Genomic DNA, 16,355 nt, shown 5'->3' with positions numbered 1-16,355 from the left:
AACATAGCCGGCTTGGTTACGTCTGTGAAACGTCTCACAGCGGCGTTCGGTGTATCGTGAGCGCTTACGGGCTGGCCAGAACGTACCTGATGAGCCGTTGTCTAAGAGCGCTCGGGCCGCTCTGCGATACAAATCAAAGTGAACGGAATTGGAATTTTTCAGGGAATAAATGAGTAAACTTCCACATTGTCGATCAACCTGGTTCTGCCAAGCCACGCCGCGGCAAGCAGGCGGCCATCGCCGTCACGCCGCCACGAGGTGAGCGTCAGGCTCTCGCGCGCGGCGACATAGTCGACGCTGTCGAAGCCTGCCTCGAGAAGCGCGGCAGTGGCTTTACCGGTCACGCCGTTTTCATCGGCACCGGCCGCGAGCGCTGCCGCCGTCTGGCGCAAGATGACATTGAGCTGTCGCGCGACGTCGAGCTCGGCGGCGTCGAGATAGGCGTTGCGCGACGACATTGCCAGGCCATGCGCATCGCGCACGGTTGGCGCGCCGACGATTTCCACCGGAAGGTCAAGATCGCGGCAGAGCTTTCGGACGACGCAAAGCTGCTGGTAGTCTTTTTCGCCGAAGATGGCGTAGTCGGGCAGGGCTTGCAGAAAGAGCTTGGCCACGACCGTGGCGACGCCCTCGAAGAAGGTCGGCCTGAAATCCGATTCCAGGCCAGAAGACGGGCCGCCGACCGAAATCTTCGTCGCAAAGCCTGCCGGATACATTTCGGAAACCGTAGGCGTGAAGGCAAGCTGTGCGCCGGCCTCGGTCAGCCGGTCGAGATCGCGGGCCAGCTGCCGCGGATACTTGTCGAGATCTTCAGTGGGGGCGAACTGGGCCGGGTTGACGAAGATGGAGACGACGCAGCGATCGGCCGTTGCGAGCGCAGCCCCGACCAGCGAGATATGGCCGTCATGCAAAGCGCCCATGGTCGGCACCATGGCGACGCTCAGGCCTTCGCGCCGCCATTCGCGGATCTGCGCGCGAAGGCCGGGCACGGTGTCGACGACGAGCGGCTGGCTGATGGGGGGCCGGTTCATGCCTTGTCCTTGTCGCTCGCGGCTGAAAAGACGTGGCCCGGCCCGGGGAAGGTGCGGCTGCGCACCTCCGCTGCATAGCGCGCCGCGGCATCGGCGACCGCGCTGCGCAAATCGGCGTATTCCTTGACGAATTTCGGCACCCGGTCGACCGTCAGGCCGACCATGTCGTCGATGACCAGGATCTGGCCGTTGCAATCGCGGCTGGCGCCGATGCCGATGGTTGGAATGGCAATGCGCCGGGTGAGGTCGGCGGCAACGGTCTCGACCGTGCCTTCGATGACCAGCGAAAACGCGCCGGCTTTCTCGACCGCGTCGGCGTCGCGCATGAGCGCGGCAACATTCTCCGGCGTGCGGCCCTTGATCTTGTAGCCACCGTCCTTTTCCACCGATTGCGGCTGCAAGCCGATATGGCCCATCACTGGAATGCCGGCCGCGACGATTGCCGCGATCTGGAGGGCGACTTCGACGCCGCCTTCCAGCTTCACCGCCTGGCAGCCGGTTTCCTCAGAGATGCGGCGCGCCGAGGCAAGGGCTTGCGCGGCCGAAGTCTCGTAGCTGCCGGCCGGCATATCGACCACCACGCAGGCCTTTGATGAACCGCGCATCACGGCCTGGCCATGGGCGATCATCATCTCCAGCGAGGCGCCGAGCGTGGTCTTGTGGCCATGCAGCACCATGGCAACGCTGTCGCCGACCAGGAGAAGGTCGACATGATCGTCGAGCAGGCGGGCGACGGGATAGGTGTAAGCGGTAAGGCATACGACCGGCACGCCGCCCTTGCGGGCGCGTATTGTCTCCGCACTGGTCCTGGCGACAGCTAAGGCCATTCCTCACCTCCCGCAGCCGGCGTTGACTACAGCGCCGCGCGTCCCGTGGACGCGCAAAGGACGCTGTAGCACTTGGGTTTGCGCATGATCCTTTCCGAAAATCGATTTCGATTTTCGGGGTCATGCGGCAGCGCCGGGCGATGAGAGCTTTAGGAAGACGCAGCCGGCTTGGCAAGCGTCGGTTCGCAGGTGCGAAATGGATCGGCCAATGACCGAGCGTTTCGGCATGCCGTCAGTGCCGCAGGCGCCGCAAAACCCTTGCCTTCGCCAAGGCCTGACGCCATAAGCAGGGACAGCCACCGCCGCGCGCCCGCGAGGATCTGAATGAAAACTTTCCTTCTGCAGTTTTTCACCTGGTGGAACCGCCAGACGCTGGGAACCCGTTTTCACACCTGGCGCCACGGCAACAAGGTCGGCCAGGATGGGGCCGGCAACGTCTACTACGAAGGCGGCGTCGATTCGGAAGGCCGCACCCGCCGCTGGGTCATCTACGCCAATTATTCGGAGGCGTCGGCGATCCCCCCGGGCTGGCACGGCTGGATGCATCACCGCGTCGATGTGGCGCCGCCAAGCGATGACTATCGGCCGCGCGAATGGGAAAAGGCGCATGAGCCGAACCTCACGGGAACACCGGCGGCTTATCGCCCAAAGGGTTCCGTGCTCACCAATCAGCACCGTCCGCAGGTGACGGGCGACTACGATGCGTGGACGCCTGGTTCTTGACCGCCGGCCGGTCCTTTGTCGCCACAATTGGCGTTTAGCTGCTTGCTGATATGACAACGGCGAATAGCCTTGGGCGTGACAGAATCACCCGGGCCCAAACCACCGGTATCTCCGCATGAACATTTTCAGCCTGACATCGATGGCCGGACTGGCGGCAATTGGCGCTATCGCCATGTTCCCGACAGCGTTTGCCGCGGCGCAGGCGCCTGCGGCAGCACCCGCAATCTCCGATCGCATCACCAATCCGGTCGCCGAATTTGCCGGCATCGACAAGATCACCGGCCGTATCATCACCTTCGATGTCTACATCGACGAAACCGTGCAGTTCGGCGCTTTGCAGGTGACGCCGCGCATCTGCTATTCGCGGCCGGAGAATGAAGAGCCGAAGACCGATTCCTTCGTCGAAGTCGACGAAATCACGCTCGACCGCAAGATCCGCCGCATCTTCACCGGCTGGATGTTCGCCGAGAGCCCCGGCCTAAACGCCGTCGAGCACGCCGTCTATGACGTCTGGCTAAAGGGCTGCAAGCAGAAGTCGGATGTGCCGCCGCCCGACGCGGCCAATGCCGAGACGCCCAAGGTCGACACGTCCAAGCCAAAGCCCGCCGCTGCTCCGGCCGCCGAACAGCCGGACCCCACGGAGCCTGACGCGACCAACACCAACTGATCCTCCGGAACCGTCATGGCCACCATGCGTTGGGCCATGGACGACCGCGCATTTGCGCGCTTGGAGGATATTCTGATGTCGGACAGCAAACGGATCACGGCCAGCAAAGACGACCTGCTCGAACTCGAAAAGGGGTTCTGGACGGGCGACGAAGCTTACTACGCCGCCAATGTCGACACAGAATGCCTGGTGGCATTTCCTGAGATGGCCCAGGCAATGGACAATGCCGATCTGGCCAAGACCGCGACCAAGCCCAACCGCTGGCGCGACCTTCAGATCGACCTCAAGGGTATCATCGAGCCCGGCAGCGACATTATCATGCTGACCTATGAGGCTCATGCGACACGGGAAAACGGCGAGCCCTACGCGGCGCTGGTCAGCACTGGCTATGTCCACCGTGTCAACGGCTGGAAGATGATGTTCCATTCGCAGACGCCGATGGAAACCGCGAAGGGCTGACCCCTTTCACCGGTCGAGCCGGCTCGGCCGCTCGGTCTCCGATCAGGGATAAAAAACGGCTTCGCCCTTCAGCGCCTCGGCCAACATCTTCTCGTATTTGACGCGCGGCACGTCGACCGCGCCGAAGCGTTTGAGATGCTCAGTGGTGAATTGCGTGTCGAGCAGGGCAAAGCCGCGCGCCTTCAGCCGCTCGACCAGATGATACAGGCAGGTCTTGGACGCGTCGGTTTCCCGGGCGAACATGCTTTCGCCGAAGAACACGCGACCGAGCGAGACGCCATAGAGGCCGCCGACCAGCCGTTCCTCGCGCCATGCCTCGACCGAATGGCAGTGCCCCAGACGGTGCAGTTCGATATAGGCTTCGCGGATCGGCGCGTTGATCCAGGTCGAGCGGCGCTCCTCGCGCTTTTCGGCGCAGCCGTCGATCGTCGCCTCGAAATCGAAATCGAAGCGGATGTCGAACGGGTGCTTGCGAATTGTCTTCCGCAAGCTCTTCGGCGTGTGGAAGCCATCGAGCGGTATGATGCCGCGCGTCTCCGGCCGCACCCAGAACACTTCCGGGTCGGAAGCGCTCTCGGCCATCGGGAAGACGCCCGAGGCATAGGCCTTGAGCAACAGGTCGGTCGGAATGCGATAGCCGGGAGCGTAAGGACGGGTCATCGCGGCATCATAGCGGCAAGTCGGGCGCTATTCCTCTTTGGCCAGATACTTTTCCAGCCAGTGGATGTCGTAGTCGCCATTGGCGATATCGGCATTGCCGACCAGGTCGCGAAACAGCGGCAGCGTCGTCTTGATGCCGTCGACGACGAACTCGTCGAGCGCCCGGCGCAGCCGCATCATGCATTCGACGCGGTTGCGGCCGTGCACGATCAGCTTGCCGATCAGGCTGTCATAATAGGGCGGGATCTTGTAGCCGGAATAGACACCGGAATCGACGCGGATGCCGAGACCGCCAGGCGTATGGAAATGCGTAATCGTGCCGGGCGAAGGCGTGAAGGTGCGCGGGTCCTCGGCATTAATGCGGCATTCTATGGCGTGGCCGTTGAACTTGATGTCCTCCTGGCGCACCGAAAGCCCGCCGCCGGAGGCGACGCGGATCTGTTCGTGGACGAGATCGATGCCGGTGATCGCCTCCGTTACCGGATGCTCGACCTGCAGCCGCGTGTTCATCTCGATGAAGTAGAACTCGCCATTCTCGTACAGGAATTCGATGGTGCCTGCGCCGGAGTAGCCGAGGTCGGCGATGGCCTTGGCACAGATATTGCCGATGCGGGCGCGCTCCTCGGCGTTGAGGGCCGGCGAGGGCGCCTCTTCCCAGACTTTCTGGTGGCGGCGTTGCAGCGAACAGTCGCGCTCGCCGAAATGCACGCCGCGGCCGGCGCCGTCGCCGAATACCTGCACCTCGATGTGGCGCGGCTTTTCCAGGTATTTCTCGATGTAGACGGCATCGTCGCCGAAGGCGGCTCCCGCTTCCGTGCTCGCTGTCTGCAAGGCGATCTCAAGGTCAGCCTCGGTAAGGGCGACCTTCATACCGCGCCCGCCACCGCCTGCCGATGCCTTGATGATCACGGGATAGCCGATCTCGGCGGCAATGCGCCTAGCTTCCTTTTGATCGGTGACGGCGCCGTCGGAGCCCGGCACAACCGGAATGCCGAGCCGCTTTGCGGTGCGCTTGGCCTCGATCTTGTCGCCCATGATGCGGATGTGGTCGCCCGACGGGCCGATGAAGGTGATGTTGTGGGCGGCGAGAATGTCGGCGAACTTGGCGTTTTCCGACAGGAAGCCATAGCCCGGATGCACGGCATCGGCGCCTGTGATCTCGCAGGCTGCGACGATCTGGTGGATGTTGAGATAGCTGTCGCGCGACGGCGGCGGACCGATGCACACGCTTTCGTCGGCGAGCCTGACATGCATGGCGTCAGCGTCGGCGGTCGAATGCACGACCACGGTCTGGATGCCGAGTTCCTTGCAGGCGCGCAGCACCCGAAGCGCGATTTCGCCGCGGTTGGCGATGAGGATCTTCTGGAACATCCGGCCCGCTCTACTCGATCACGACGAGCGGCATGCCGTACTCGACCGGCTGGCCGTCCTCGAACAGGATCGCCGTCACCGTGCCGGCGCGCGGCGAAGGGATCTGGTTCATCGTCTTCATCGCTTCGATGATCAGCAGCGTCTGGCCTTCCTTGACCTTCTGGCCGACTTCGATGAAGGCCTTGGCGTCGGGCGAGGGCGCGAGATAGGCGGTGCCGACCATCGGCGAGGGGACCGCGTTCTTGGACGGATCGGCCACTGCTGGTGCGGCAGCCGCGCCGGCCGCGGGCTGCTGCGCTGCCGGAGCATAACCGGCCTGCGGTGCGGCGATGGCGTGGACGGCCGGCGCCTGGCGCGATACGCGCACCTTCAGGTCGCCGAGCTCGACTTCGATCTCGGTGAGATTGGTGTCGTTCAGTATGCCCGCCAGATCGCGGATCAGTTGCTGGTCAACACCGGTCTTCTTTATCGACATTTTCGAGCCTTCTGTTTGTGAGCCGGTCATAGGCGTGCCGCTAGCGCCTGCAGCGCCAGCGAGTAGCCAAGCGGTCCGAACCCGCAGATCATGCCGACAGCGACCGGCGCGACCATGGAGACGTGGCGGAATGGTTCCCGCGCGTGGATGTTGGAGAGGTGAACTTCGGCGACGGGCAGCGGCGCGACAGCGCGGATGGCGTCGTGAATGGCAATCGAGGTGTGGCTGTAGGCACCCGGATTGATGACGATGCCGGCTGCCTTGTCGCCGGCTTCCTGGATCCAGTCGACGAGGTCGCCCTCATGGTTCGACTGGCGAAAATCAATCTCGAGGCCAAGCGCGGCGCCCGCCTGCTTGCAGTCGTCGGCGATCGCGGCAAGCGTCTTGCCGCCATAGATGCCCGGCTCGCGCTTGCCGAGCGCGTTCAGGTTGGGGCCGTTCAGGACGAAAATCGTTTTCAAAAATGCCGACCTTTTCCGACGCCGGCCTCAAGCCGGCGCGCAGGGCCTTCTATAATGGGCATAGCCGCCCGCGGAAAGAGCACAAGTGCGATCTTTCACTGTCCACAACAGGCGGAAATGTGCCCGTGAGAAATAGGCTCGCGTGCAAGATCAGAGCGCGGCTTTCGCCGCCTCGATCTTTTCAGCCAGCACTTCCTGGCCGAGCGCCCCGAACACCACCTCATTGCCGACCACGTAGGAAGGCGTTCCGGTGATGGCCAGCTTGTTGGCGAGGTCGAAGGTCTTGGAGAAAGCCTCGGTGATGGTCGGATCCTTCATCTTCTCGCGCAATTTCGCCTCATCGGCGCCTAGCGACAGCGCAACCTTGATGGCCGCCGCCTCGGTGGCGCGGCCCTGGCCGCCGAGCAGGGCGTTGTGGAACTCGCCGTATTTCTCCGGATGCATCAGGTGGAAAGCCATCGAGACGACGCTGGCCTTTTGCGAATCCGGCCCGAGGATCGGGAATTCCTTGAGCACGAAGCGCAGCTCCGGATCGGCCTTTGTCAGAGCCTGCATGTCGTCGATGGCGCGTTTGCAGAAGCCGCAATTGTAGTCGTAGAATTCGACGATGGTGACCTTGCCCTTCGGATTGCCGACGACGCCGTCGAAGGTCGAGTTGAAAATCTCGGACTTGGCCTTCTCGATGACGCCGAGGCTGGCTATGCGCTGCTCTTCCTTCTGCTTGGCCTCGAGCGCCTCCTGCACTTCGAGCAGCACTTCGGGGTTCTTCAGGAGATAGTCGCGGATAATGCCCTCGACCTCAGTGCGATCGATCTTGGTGTCGGCAGAGGCGGTTTGCACGGTCTGCGCCGTGCCGGCCTTGGCCACCTGCGGACTGCCGGCGACGAACCCGAAAGCGAGCATGGCAAGAGCAGCCGCCACTCCCGTCGTGCCGAGCAATATTGCCTTGTTCATCGTCTCATCCTCTTTACCGGTTCCGGTCTATCCTAGTCGCCGCGGGCGACCGGAAGGTTCATTTCTTGAGTTTGCCTGAAGGGTTGTAGTTTATGATGTCCTGCGCGCGAATCCAGCCGGGTTCGCCACGCTTCAAGTCCTTTTGCGCGCGCATGGCGAAAATTTTCGCATTCGTGTAATCGCCGGAATAGAAATGGCCCTCGGCGGTGGCGAGTTCCGCCGCCGGAATGTTGCCAAGCTCGCCATAGGCCTGGGCGAGATAGCGGTATCCGACCGTGTTTTCCTTGTCGCGCCCGAGGCCGTTGTTGATCTGCACCACCGCCTTCTTCAGCGAATCGGGCGTGCCGATGGCCATCAGCGCCTGGCCGAGAGAAACGGGCAACAGGCCCGACCTCACCGGATCGAGGCTGACCGCCTTGGCATAGGCGTCCGCGGCGTCCTTGGGCTTGTTGGCCTTCATCAGTATGTCGCCGCGCATTTCCTGGAAGTAGGGGTTCTTCGGCTGTTCCTTGATCAGTGCATTGGCCTTGGTCAGCGCCGCACCCAGATTGCCGTAGAGATAGGCCATCTGCGCTTCGCCATAGCGCGAGGCGAGGCTGCCCGGGGCCTTGCGGATCAGCCGCGTGGCCGCGGCCTGGCCGCCCATATAGGCGGCGATCTTGATGCGCATCATGTCGTGCCGCTGCTGCAGTGCCGGCGGATCGACCTTGTCGACGTTAGGGCTCTGCTTGACCAGCACTTCGAGATTGGCGATGCGCTCCTGCGGCATCGGGTGGCTGATGCGGTAGGGATCGACCTGCGTGCCGGAAAGCGACAGCGCGCTCTGGAAGCGGGCGAAGGTCTTCAGCATGCCCATGCCGGACTGGCCGGTGGCATTGAGATAGGTGATGGCAGAGCGGTCGGCGGTCGACTCTTCGGTGCGCTGGTAGGCAAGAATGCTGCGCTGCGCCATCTCGCCGCCGCCCGCGGCGACACCCATGCCGGCGCCGGCAAGGCCGCGGCTGTTGGTGGTGGCGCCGGCAACGATGGCGCCGGCGCCAAGCAGCGTGGCGATGATGGCCATGGTCTTGGCGCGCTCGAGCTGGTCGCGCAATTTCTGCTGATGGCCGCCTGCGATGTGGCCGGCCTCATGGGCGATGACGCCGATGATCTCGTTGGGCGTTTCGGCCTGCATCAGCGCGCCGGTGTTGATGAACAGCCGGCGCCCGGTAACGAAGGCGTTGAAGCTCTGATCGTTCACCAGAACGATATCGACACCGTCATTGGCAAGACCGGCCGCCTTGAAGATCGGCCGCGCATAGTCGCGCACCAGCGCCTCGATCTCGGCATCGCGCACGACCGGCACCGCCTGCGCGAAGGCCGTCACCGAGCCGGTGACAGCGACGGCGGCGGCAAGCAAAAGCGTCGCGAAGCCGCGCGCTGTCTTCCCGATGGAAGATTTGGAGATCGTCGATTTGGGTCGGCTCAGCATGAGGTCCACTGGTAAACGAGCGGGCGAACGATGAAAAGTCACGGCACCGAAACTAGGCGAACTTGTGATCCTCACATCAATCGGGCATTTGTGCGGCGCTGCCGCCGGTTCATGGCTTCGAGCGGCGGGCCGGACGGAGGTCAAATGGTAGTTTCGCTGTCGCGCCGCGGTGAAGTCGAGCCGTTTCACGCCATGGACATTCTGGCCGAAGCCAACCGGCTGAAGGCGACGGGCGTGCCTGTCGTCTCCATGGCCGTCGGCCAGCCATCCGATCCGGCGCCCGTGGGCGCGAGGGAAGCAGCCGCAAATGCGCTGAGGATCGGACGCATCGGCTATACCGACACGCTCGGTCTGGCGGATCTGCGCAAGGCGATCGCCGCGCATTATGGCGACCACTACGGGATCGATGTCTCGCCGAACCGGATCGCCGTGACCACGGGATCGTCGGCCGCCTTCAATCTGGCCTTCCTGGCGATGTTCGATCCCGGCGACCGCGTCGCCATCGCATCACCCGGCTATCCGGCCTACCGCAACATCATGGCCGCGCTCGGCATCGAGATCGAGATCGAGCTCGGCACGGACGCCTACCTGCACGCCGAGCATTTGAAATCGGCGCACCAGGAAAAACCGCTGAAGGGCGTGTTGTTCGCCAGCCCGGCCAATCCGACAGGTGCGGTCATTCCCGTCGACGAGTTGTCCGCACTGGTGAGGACAGCCGAAGAACTCGGCATCGCGGTGATATCGGACGAAATCTATCATCGGCTGGCCTATGCCGCGCCCGACACCACTGCGCTGGCCCATGGCTCAGGCGTGACGGTGATCAATTCCTTCTCGAAATATTATTGCATGACCGGCTGGCGCATTGGCTGGATGGTGCTGCCGGAAGCTCTGGTGAGGCCGATCGAGCGCATCGCCCAGAGCCTCTACATCTCGCCGCCGGAACTGTCGCAGATCGCGGCGATCGAAGCCTTCAAGGCGACGCAAGAGCTGGAAGCGGTAAAGGCGCGCTACGCCTGGAACCGCGAGCTGTTGATGCGGCGCCTGCCGGAACTCGGATTTCCCTTGGCGGCGCCGATGGACGGCGCCTTCTACGCTTTCTGCGATGTTACCCGGCATACCAATGACAGCATGGCCTTTGCGCGCAAGATGCTGGCCGAGGCGCATGTGGCGGCTACGCCCGGCCGCGATTTCGATCCACTTCAGGGCCACCGCACGATGCGCTTTTCCTATGCCGGCAGCCATGACGACATGGTCGAGGCGATGGCGCGCATCGAGCGCTGGCTGAAATAGCGGGGACGAGCATGCCGGATCTTGAACAAGCGCTGGCCGATGTCGCCGCCGAGATGGCCGAGCGCACCGATCGCGGTGACGTCGCCACCTACATTCCGCAGCTCGGCAAGGTCGATCCGAAGAAATTCGGCATTGCCGCCGTGACCAATGACGGCCGCGTGCTGGTCGCCGGCGACGCCGACCAGGCGTTTTCGATCCAGTCCATCTCCAAGGTGTTTACGCTTACGTTGGCGCTCGGCAATGTCGGCGACGCGCTGTGGCAGCGTGTCGGACGCGAGCCGTCGGGCAATCCGTTCAACTCGATCGTGCAACTCGAGCATGAGAACGGCATTCCGCGCAATCCGTTCATCAATGCCGGCGCCATCGTCGTGTCCGACATACTGCTTGCCGGCCACCAGCCGCGCGAGGCGATCGGCGAAATCCTGCGCTTCATCCAGTTCCTTGCCGATGACGAAACCATCATCATCGACCGCGAGGTCGCGGGTTCCGAACGCGCCACCGGCTATCGCAACTTCGCGCTTGCCAACTACATGAAATTCTTCGGCAATCTCAAGCATGCACCGGAGCTGGCGCTGGGCGTGTACTTCCACCATTGCGCCATCGCCATGAGCTGCCGGCAATTGGCGCTGGCCGGCCGCTTCCTCGCCAATGGCGGCAGAAACCCGGCAACCGGGCACTCCGTGGTGTCTGCCGAGCGGGCGCGGCGCATCGGCGCCATGATGCTGACCTGCGGCCACTATGACGGTTCCGGCGATTTCGCCTTCCGTGTCGGCATTCCCGGCAAAAGCGGCGTCGGCGGTGGCATATTGGGGATCGTGCCGGGTGTTGCTTCGCTCGCCGTATGGTCGCCGGGCTTGAACGCCAACGGCAATTCCAAGCTGGGGTCGATCGCCTTGGAAAAACTGGCCAGGATGATGAACTGGTCGATTTTCGCCCCCTGACGCCTTCCGTCATTCGCGCATGCAAAAATCCCGCGCCGTGGTTTGAACGGCGCGGGATTTTTGTCAGGAACCTATCTTAATCGGCTGAATAGCTTAGAAAAAGCCCTTCCGCTGCCACCAGCCGGCGCGCTTCGGCTTTTCCTCGGCCTTTGCCTCGTCGGCAACGCTGGAGGAAACCACCGGCACCGCGGAGGTATCCGCGGCCACGGCTTTGCGCCGTGACGGGCGAGCCTTGGCGGGCTCGTCGTCGACGGTCGTTTCCGTGGCGGCATCGGCCGCAGCGGGGGCGGCAGCTTCGACGGCAGCTTCCGGTGCAGCCTCGGCGGCCGTCTCATCGGCGACTTCCACCACAGCCTTCTTTGCCCTTGAAGCGCGCTTCTTCTTCGGCTTTTCGGCTGGAGCGTCGTCGTTCGCCGCGGCGGGAGCCGCTGCTTCTTCAACCGCTACGGCTGCTACTGGCTCGCTTGCGGCCGTTCCGACTTCAGCGGCCTCGGCCACCGAGGCGGTTTCGCCGGCTTCGGTCTCCGTGCCGTCTTCGCGACGATTGCGCTTGCCGCCGCGCTTGCCGCGACGGCGCTTCTTGCCCTGGGCGTCATCTGATGCTTCCACCGTTTCGACGGCGCCAACCTGGGCTTCGTCTTGCTGTGTTGCATCGTCATCGCCTGGTTCAGCGGCAAAGTCGTCGCTTGCCGCCGAAACCGAAGCACCTTCGGCGCCATGCTCGCGATCGCCATGTTCGCGTTCGCGATCCTTGCCGCCGCGCCGCCTGCGACGCTTGCGACGCTTGCGATCGCGGCCTTCGCCGTCCTCAGCCGATCTCGGCTGCTGCTGCTGCGACTGCGGCTGCGCCTGACGCGGCTGCTCTGCCTGTACCACAACCTCGTCGTCTTCCTCCTCGATGACGATCTCGTCCTCGGGCTCTTCCGGCTCGACATAGGCCGGGAAGGTTCGCGCTTCGACAAAGCCTTCCGGCTTTTCGGCAATGGCGCCGCGGAAGATCGCGTAGTGCTGCACACCGACCGTATCATCGGCCTCGACGGTGATGGTCAGGCCAAAGCGGCTTTCGAGTTCCACCAGCGTGCCGCGCTTGTGGTTGAGCACATAGAGAGCGGTCGCCGCCGGGGTCCGCACCGTGATGTGGCTGCGCGAATCCTTGAGCAGGAATTCCTCGATCGCCCGCACCACCATCAGCGCCACGGACGAATCGGAGCGCACATGGCCGGTGCCGCCGCAATGTGGGCACGGCTTCATGGTCGATTCCAGCACGCTGGCGCGGATGCGCTGGCGCGACATCTCCATCAGACCGAAATGCGAGATGCGGCCGACCTGGATTCGGGCACGGTCGTTCTTGAGGTGATCCTTCAGCCGCTTCTCGACGGAGCGGTTGTTGCGGTTCTCCTCCATGTCGATGAAGTCGATGACGATCAGGCCGGCGAGATCGCGCAGCCTCAATTGCCTGGCGACTTCTTCCGCCGCTTCAAGGTTGGTGTGGAGAGCGGTGTCCTCGATCGAGTGCTCCTTGGTGGAGCGGCCCGAATTGACGTCGATGGCGACCAGCGCCTCGGTCTGGTTGATGATGATATAGCCGCCGCTCTTCAGCGTCACCTGCGGCTGCAGCATGCGGTCGAGCTGCGCCTCGATCCCGTTGCGCACGAAGATCGGCGTCGTGTCGCGGAACGGCTGAACCACCTTGGCGTGGCTCGGCATCAGCATGCGCATGAAATCCTTGGCCTCGCGGTAGCCTTCCTCGCCGGAGACAAGAATCTCGTCGATATCCTTGTTGTAGAGGTCGCGCACCGAGCGCTTGATCAGGCTGCCTTCCTCATAGACGAGGGCAGGGGCGGTGGATTGCAGCGTCAGATTGCGGACGTTTTCCCAAAGCCGCATCAGATATTCGTAGTCGCGCTTGATTTCCGCCTTGGTGCGGCTTTCGCCGGCGGTGCGCAGGATGACGCCCATGCCCTGCGGCACTTCGAGATCGGCAACGACCTCCTTGAGGCGCTTGCGGTCGACCGCACTGGTGATCTTGCGCGAAATGCCGCCGCCGCGTGCGGTGTTGGGCATCAGCACGGAATAGCGGCCGGCAAGCGACAGATAGGTGGTGAGTGCAGCGCCCTTGTTGCCGCGCTCTTCCTTGACCACCTGCACCAGCAGGATCTGCCGGCGCTTGATGACTTCCTGAATCTTGTACTGGCGGCGCACCGGCTTGCGGCGGCTGCGCACCTCTTCCAGCGCATCCTCGGCGCCTACGGATTCGATCTCGTGGTCGTCCGGATGCGAGGACTGCACCTCTTCCAGCATGCCGCGGTCATTGTCCCCGGAGGTGGCTTCGCCGCTTGCCTCGCTGGACGACCTTTCGTCACCCGGCTCCGCCGCAGGGACAGCTTCGGAGATCACATCCGCTTCGACGCTTGCCGCAATCGATGTCGGGCCGCCTTCCGACGGTTCGCTCCCGGATGTCTCGGCGTCGGAAGCTTCGCTGTCGCCATGCCCGGCATGATCGTCATGCCCGGCGGTATCGGCCGCGGCATGCTCGGAAGCAGGCTCTTCGGAGACGGCATCGCTGCCGGCATCGCCATGTTCGCCGTTCTCATCATCGGCGCCGGCGTCGCGCTTGTGTTCGCCGCGCTCACGACCCTTGCCGCCGCGCCGGCGGCCGCGCCGGCCGCGATCGCGGCTCTGGCGGTCGTCGCCGTCATTGTCCTCGTTCTCCTCGTCCTCGGCTTCCTGCGCTTCAGCGCGCAGCAAAGCCTGACGATCGGCGACCGGGATCTGGTAATAGTCGGGGTGAATTTCACTGAAGGCGAGGAAACCGTGACGGTTGCCGCCATATTCGACAAAGGCTGCCTGAAGGGAAGGTTCGACGCGCGTTACGCGGGCGAGATAGATGTTTCCTTTGAGCTGCTTCTTGTCCTGGGATTCAAAGTCGAATTCTTCAATACGGTTACCGCGGATAACGACAACGCGTGTTTCCTCCGGGTGGGAGGCGTCTATCAGCATTTTGTTGGGCATTATTTCGTTTCCTCCCGGCAGCCGTCAGCCGCAGCTTGCGAGGCAAAGCCCGCTGCTGCGTGTCTGGGATGTGGGTGCCGGATGTCTGAATGTCCGCCGGACGCCGCTTGAGCGCCATGGCGGTGCCGCCCGCAGCCACAATGGCGCGGTTTGATGCGGACCTTTCCATGATTGCGCTTGAAGCCATCGTCACCAGCAGAACCTTTGAACCAAAGCCCGGACGAACCGGACCAGCTTGTTTGCTCATACAGAGCCGGCACGGGAACAAACCCGGCCGTTTTCCTCACGCAGGCGATTCCCCCGCCACGGGCGCACACCTGCGAAATTCGTCGCGATCACCTAAGCCTTTTCGCTGGAGCGAAAGGAGCCGCCTTTCATCTGACCTGTAGCAGGAAGCTGCGGGAGAAGCGGTTCCAGGATTGCAGTGATCCACCATCGCTTTTATGATTTGACGGGGTGGAAGGCAACCCCGATTTCGGATGCCGGCAAAAAGCAGTGCCGTAACGGAAGCACAGGCCTTAATCCTCAATGAAAAGGCTTGGTTAACCTTCTCTGGATACCAATCGTTAATCGAGTCTGCGGCCTGACCGGCATTTCGACCAACCACGCGGGCGCAAGGCGCCAAACCGAGAGCGACTGCAAAGAAATGGGACTGGCGGGCACCACAGACAAGGGCCATGGCCGTGCAGGCCGTTTCCTGCGCGCTGCCGGTGTGCTGTTGCTGCTGGCGCTTTGCCTTGCTTTTGCGCCGGTTTCACGCGCCGCCGATGCGCCACTCGGCGCCACCGCCTACAAGATGGCCGGCGACGCAACCAAGATGCGCATCGTCATCGATTTCGACCGCGAGCCCGACATCAAATGGTTCCTGCTGCGCGGCCCCAACCGGCTGGTCGTGGACCTGCCGCGCACCCGATTCGCCATTGGCGCGAAGGACGCCAAGGCCCGCGGCCTGGTCAAAGCGGTGCGTTATGGCGATCAGGGCGAGGGATCGCGGCTGATCCTGACCGGCAAGGGGCCGTTCTCGGTCGACAAGCTCGAGGTGCTCAAGAACGAGGACGGCGCAGGCTATCGCATCGCCATCGACGTGTCGGCAGCCTCCGACCGCGAGTTCGACGAAGCCCTTGCCAACCAGGCGCTGACCACCGGCTCGACCGTCTCCACCGACAAGGGCTCCAGGGTCGGCACAGGGCCGATCTCCAATCCCGGGCATCGCTTCACCATCGTCATCGATCCCGGCCATGGCGGCATCGACGGTGGCGCCGAAGGCCTCAACGGCACCATCGAGAAGAACGTGACGCTGGCCTTCGCCACCGAACTGCGCGACAAGCTCGCCGCCGTCGGCAACTACGACGTGTTCATGACGCGCGATTCCGACGAGTTCCTGCGGCTCGATGACCGCGTGCGCATCGCCCGTCAGCACGAGGCCGACCTTTTGATCTCGATCCATGCCGACACGATCAGCGTCAAGGGTATCAGAGGCGCCACCGTCTATACCGTCTCCGACAAGGCGTCCGATCCGCAAGCGCAGGCGCTTGCCGACCGTGAAAACCTCTCCGACCAGTTCGCCGGCATGGTGATCAAGGACGACAACAAGGAAGTCACCGACATACTGATCGACCTGATCCGCCGCGAGACGCATAATTTCTCGATGAGCTTTGCCCACACTCTGGTCGGCCAGTTGTCCACCAGCGTCGGCCTGATCAACAATCCGCAGCGTTCGGCCGGTTTCAAAGTGCTGAAAGCGCCCGATGTGCCGTCGGTGCTGGTGGAACTCGGCTATCTCTCCAACGCCAAGGATGAAGCGCAACTGCTCGACGCCGACTGGCGCGGCAAGGCGGCGGAGAGCATCACCAACGCCGTCGCCCTGTTTGCCTCCGCCAAGATGGGAACGGGAACCGGAGGCTGAGATGGTCGCCGCCGCCCACGACCGGAGGCAGCGTTGCACGACGACAACACCAGGCGCTTTTATTTCAGGTGGGGGATGCCTAAACCGGGCACTGCCGTATTTTGCCC

The 16,355-nt window shown here is 63.3% G+C and carries 15 protein-coding genes; 6 read left to right on the top strand and 9 right to left on the bottom strand.

From position 1 onward, the window contains the following. Nucleotides 1-158: 158 nt before the first annotated feature. Together panC and panB are read right to left on the bottom strand one after the other, a co-directional pair. Nucleotides 159-1,016 carry a pantoate--beta-alanine ligase gene (panC, locus tag NKJ64_RS10935; RefSeq protein WP_023706622.1) on the bottom strand — a complete coding sequence of 286 codons (858 nt, stop codon included), beginning with the start codon at nt 1,014-1,016 and terminating at the stop codon, nt 159-161. 11 nt (nt 1,017-1,027) lie between these two features. Next, nucleotides 1,028-1,858: a 3-methyl-2-oxobutanoate hydroxymethyltransferase gene (gene panB / locus NKJ64_RS10930; RefSeq protein ID WP_352462527.1), complete on the bottom strand. Its 831-nt coding sequence runs from the start codon at nt 1,856-1,858 to the stop codon at nt 1,028-1,030. Nucleotides 1,859-2,182: 324 nt separating this feature from the next. On the opposite strand from panB, the gene NKJ64_RS10925 reads away from it, so the two are divergent. The 3 genes from NKJ64_RS10925 to NKJ64_RS10915 all read left to right on the top strand — a co-directional run bounded on the left by NKJ64_RS10925 (nt 2,183) and on the right by NKJ64_RS10915 (nt 3,707). Next, nucleotides 2,183-2,581: an NADH:ubiquinone oxidoreductase subunit NDUFA12 gene (locus tag NKJ64_RS10925; protein ID WP_023667491.1), complete on the top strand. Its 399-nt coding sequence runs from the start codon at nt 2,183-2,185 to the stop codon at nt 2,579-2,581. A gap of 115 nt (nt 2,582-2,696) precedes the next feature. Further along, nucleotides 2,697-3,248: a DUF2155 domain-containing protein gene (locus NKJ64_RS10920; RefSeq protein ID WP_023667490.1), complete on the top strand. Its 552-nt coding sequence runs from the start codon at nt 2,697-2,699 to the stop codon at nt 3,246-3,248. Between the two features lie 75 nt (nt 3,249-3,323). Then, nucleotides 3,324-3,707 carry a hypothetical protein gene (locus NKJ64_RS10915; RefSeq protein ID WP_023667489.1) on the top strand — a complete coding sequence of 128 codons (384 nt, stop codon included), beginning with the start codon at nt 3,324-3,326 and terminating at the stop codon, nt 3,705-3,707. 42 nt (nt 3,708-3,749) lie between these two features. Here the strand turns inward: NKJ64_RS10915 and aat are convergent, their stop codons facing one another. The 6 genes from aat to NKJ64_RS10885 form a co-directional block, all read right to left on the bottom strand. Continuing rightward, complete coding sequence (aat, locus tag NKJ64_RS10910) at nt 3,750-4,367, bottom strand: leucyl/phenylalanyl-tRNA--protein transferase (protein WP_023710574.1); 618 nt, start codon at nt 4,365-4,367, stop codon at nt 3,750-3,752. Between the two features lie 27 nt (nt 4,368-4,394). Then, nucleotides 4,395-5,738, bottom strand: coding sequence for an acetyl-CoA carboxylase biotin carboxylase subunit (gene accC / locus NKJ64_RS10905; protein ID WP_023681497.1), 1,344 nt, complete (start codon nt 5,736-5,738; stop codon nt 4,395-4,397). 10 nt (nt 5,739-5,748) lie between these two features. Continuing rightward, nucleotides 5,749-6,213: an acetyl-CoA carboxylase biotin carboxyl carrier protein gene (gene accB, locus NKJ64_RS10900; RefSeq protein WP_023681496.1), complete on the bottom strand. Its 465-nt coding sequence runs from the start codon at nt 6,211-6,213 to the stop codon at nt 5,749-5,751. A gap of 26 nt (nt 6,214-6,239) precedes the next feature. Continuing rightward, nucleotides 6,240-6,674: a type II 3-dehydroquinate dehydratase gene (aroQ, locus tag NKJ64_RS10895; RefSeq protein ID WP_023667485.1), complete on the bottom strand. Its 435-nt coding sequence runs from the start codon at nt 6,672-6,674 to the stop codon at nt 6,240-6,242. Nucleotides 6,675-6,824: 150 nt separating this feature from the next. Continuing rightward, entirely contained in the window at nt 6,825-7,628 is an 804-nt protein-coding gene (locus tag NKJ64_RS10890; RefSeq protein ID WP_023667484.1) for a DsbA family protein, read from the bottom strand. A 58-nt stretch (nt 7,629-7,686) separates the two neighbouring features. Next, a complete protein-coding gene (locus NKJ64_RS10885) occupies nt 7,687-9,099 on the bottom strand; it encodes a M48 family metalloprotease (RefSeq protein WP_352462525.1) in 1,413 nt (470 codons plus the stop codon). Between the two features lie 144 nt (nt 9,100-9,243). On the opposite strand from NKJ64_RS10885, the gene NKJ64_RS10880 reads away from it, so the two are divergent. Continuing rightward, complete coding sequence (locus NKJ64_RS10880) at nt 9,244-10,389, top strand: pyridoxal phosphate-dependent aminotransferase (protein WP_352462523.1); 1,146 nt, start codon at nt 9,244-9,246, stop codon at nt 10,387-10,389. A gap of 11 nt (nt 10,390-10,400) precedes the next feature. Continuing rightward, nucleotides 10,401-11,330: a glutaminase gene (locus tag NKJ64_RS10875; RefSeq protein ID WP_352462522.1), complete on the top strand. Its 930-nt coding sequence runs from the start codon at nt 10,401-10,403 to the stop codon at nt 11,328-11,330. Between the two features lie 93 nt (nt 11,331-11,423). Here NKJ64_RS10875 and NKJ64_RS10870 read toward each other — a convergent pair whose 3' ends face one another. Further along, on the bottom strand, nt 11,424-14,342 hold the full coding sequence (locus NKJ64_RS10870) for an Rne/Rng family ribonuclease (protein WP_352462520.1): 2,919 nt from the start codon (nt 14,340-14,342) through the stop codon (nt 11,424-11,426). A gap of 646 nt (nt 14,343-14,988) precedes the next feature. Between NKJ64_RS10870 and NKJ64_RS10865 the strand changes: the two genes are divergently transcribed. After that, nucleotides 14,989-16,248, top strand: coding sequence for an N-acetylmuramoyl-L-alanine amidase (locus tag NKJ64_RS10865; RefSeq protein WP_023688387.1), 1,260 nt, complete (start codon nt 14,989-14,991; stop codon nt 16,246-16,248). Nucleotides 16,249-16,355 lie beyond the last annotated feature (107 nt).

Source organism: Mesorhizobium sp. M0062 (assembly GCF_040323125.1).
Lineage (GTDB): Bacteria > Pseudomonadota > Alphaproteobacteria > Rhizobiales > Rhizobiaceae > Mesorhizobium.
The sequence above is the reverse complement of the archived record's forward strand: the minus strand, read 5'-3'. Positions and strand labels throughout refer to the sequence as shown.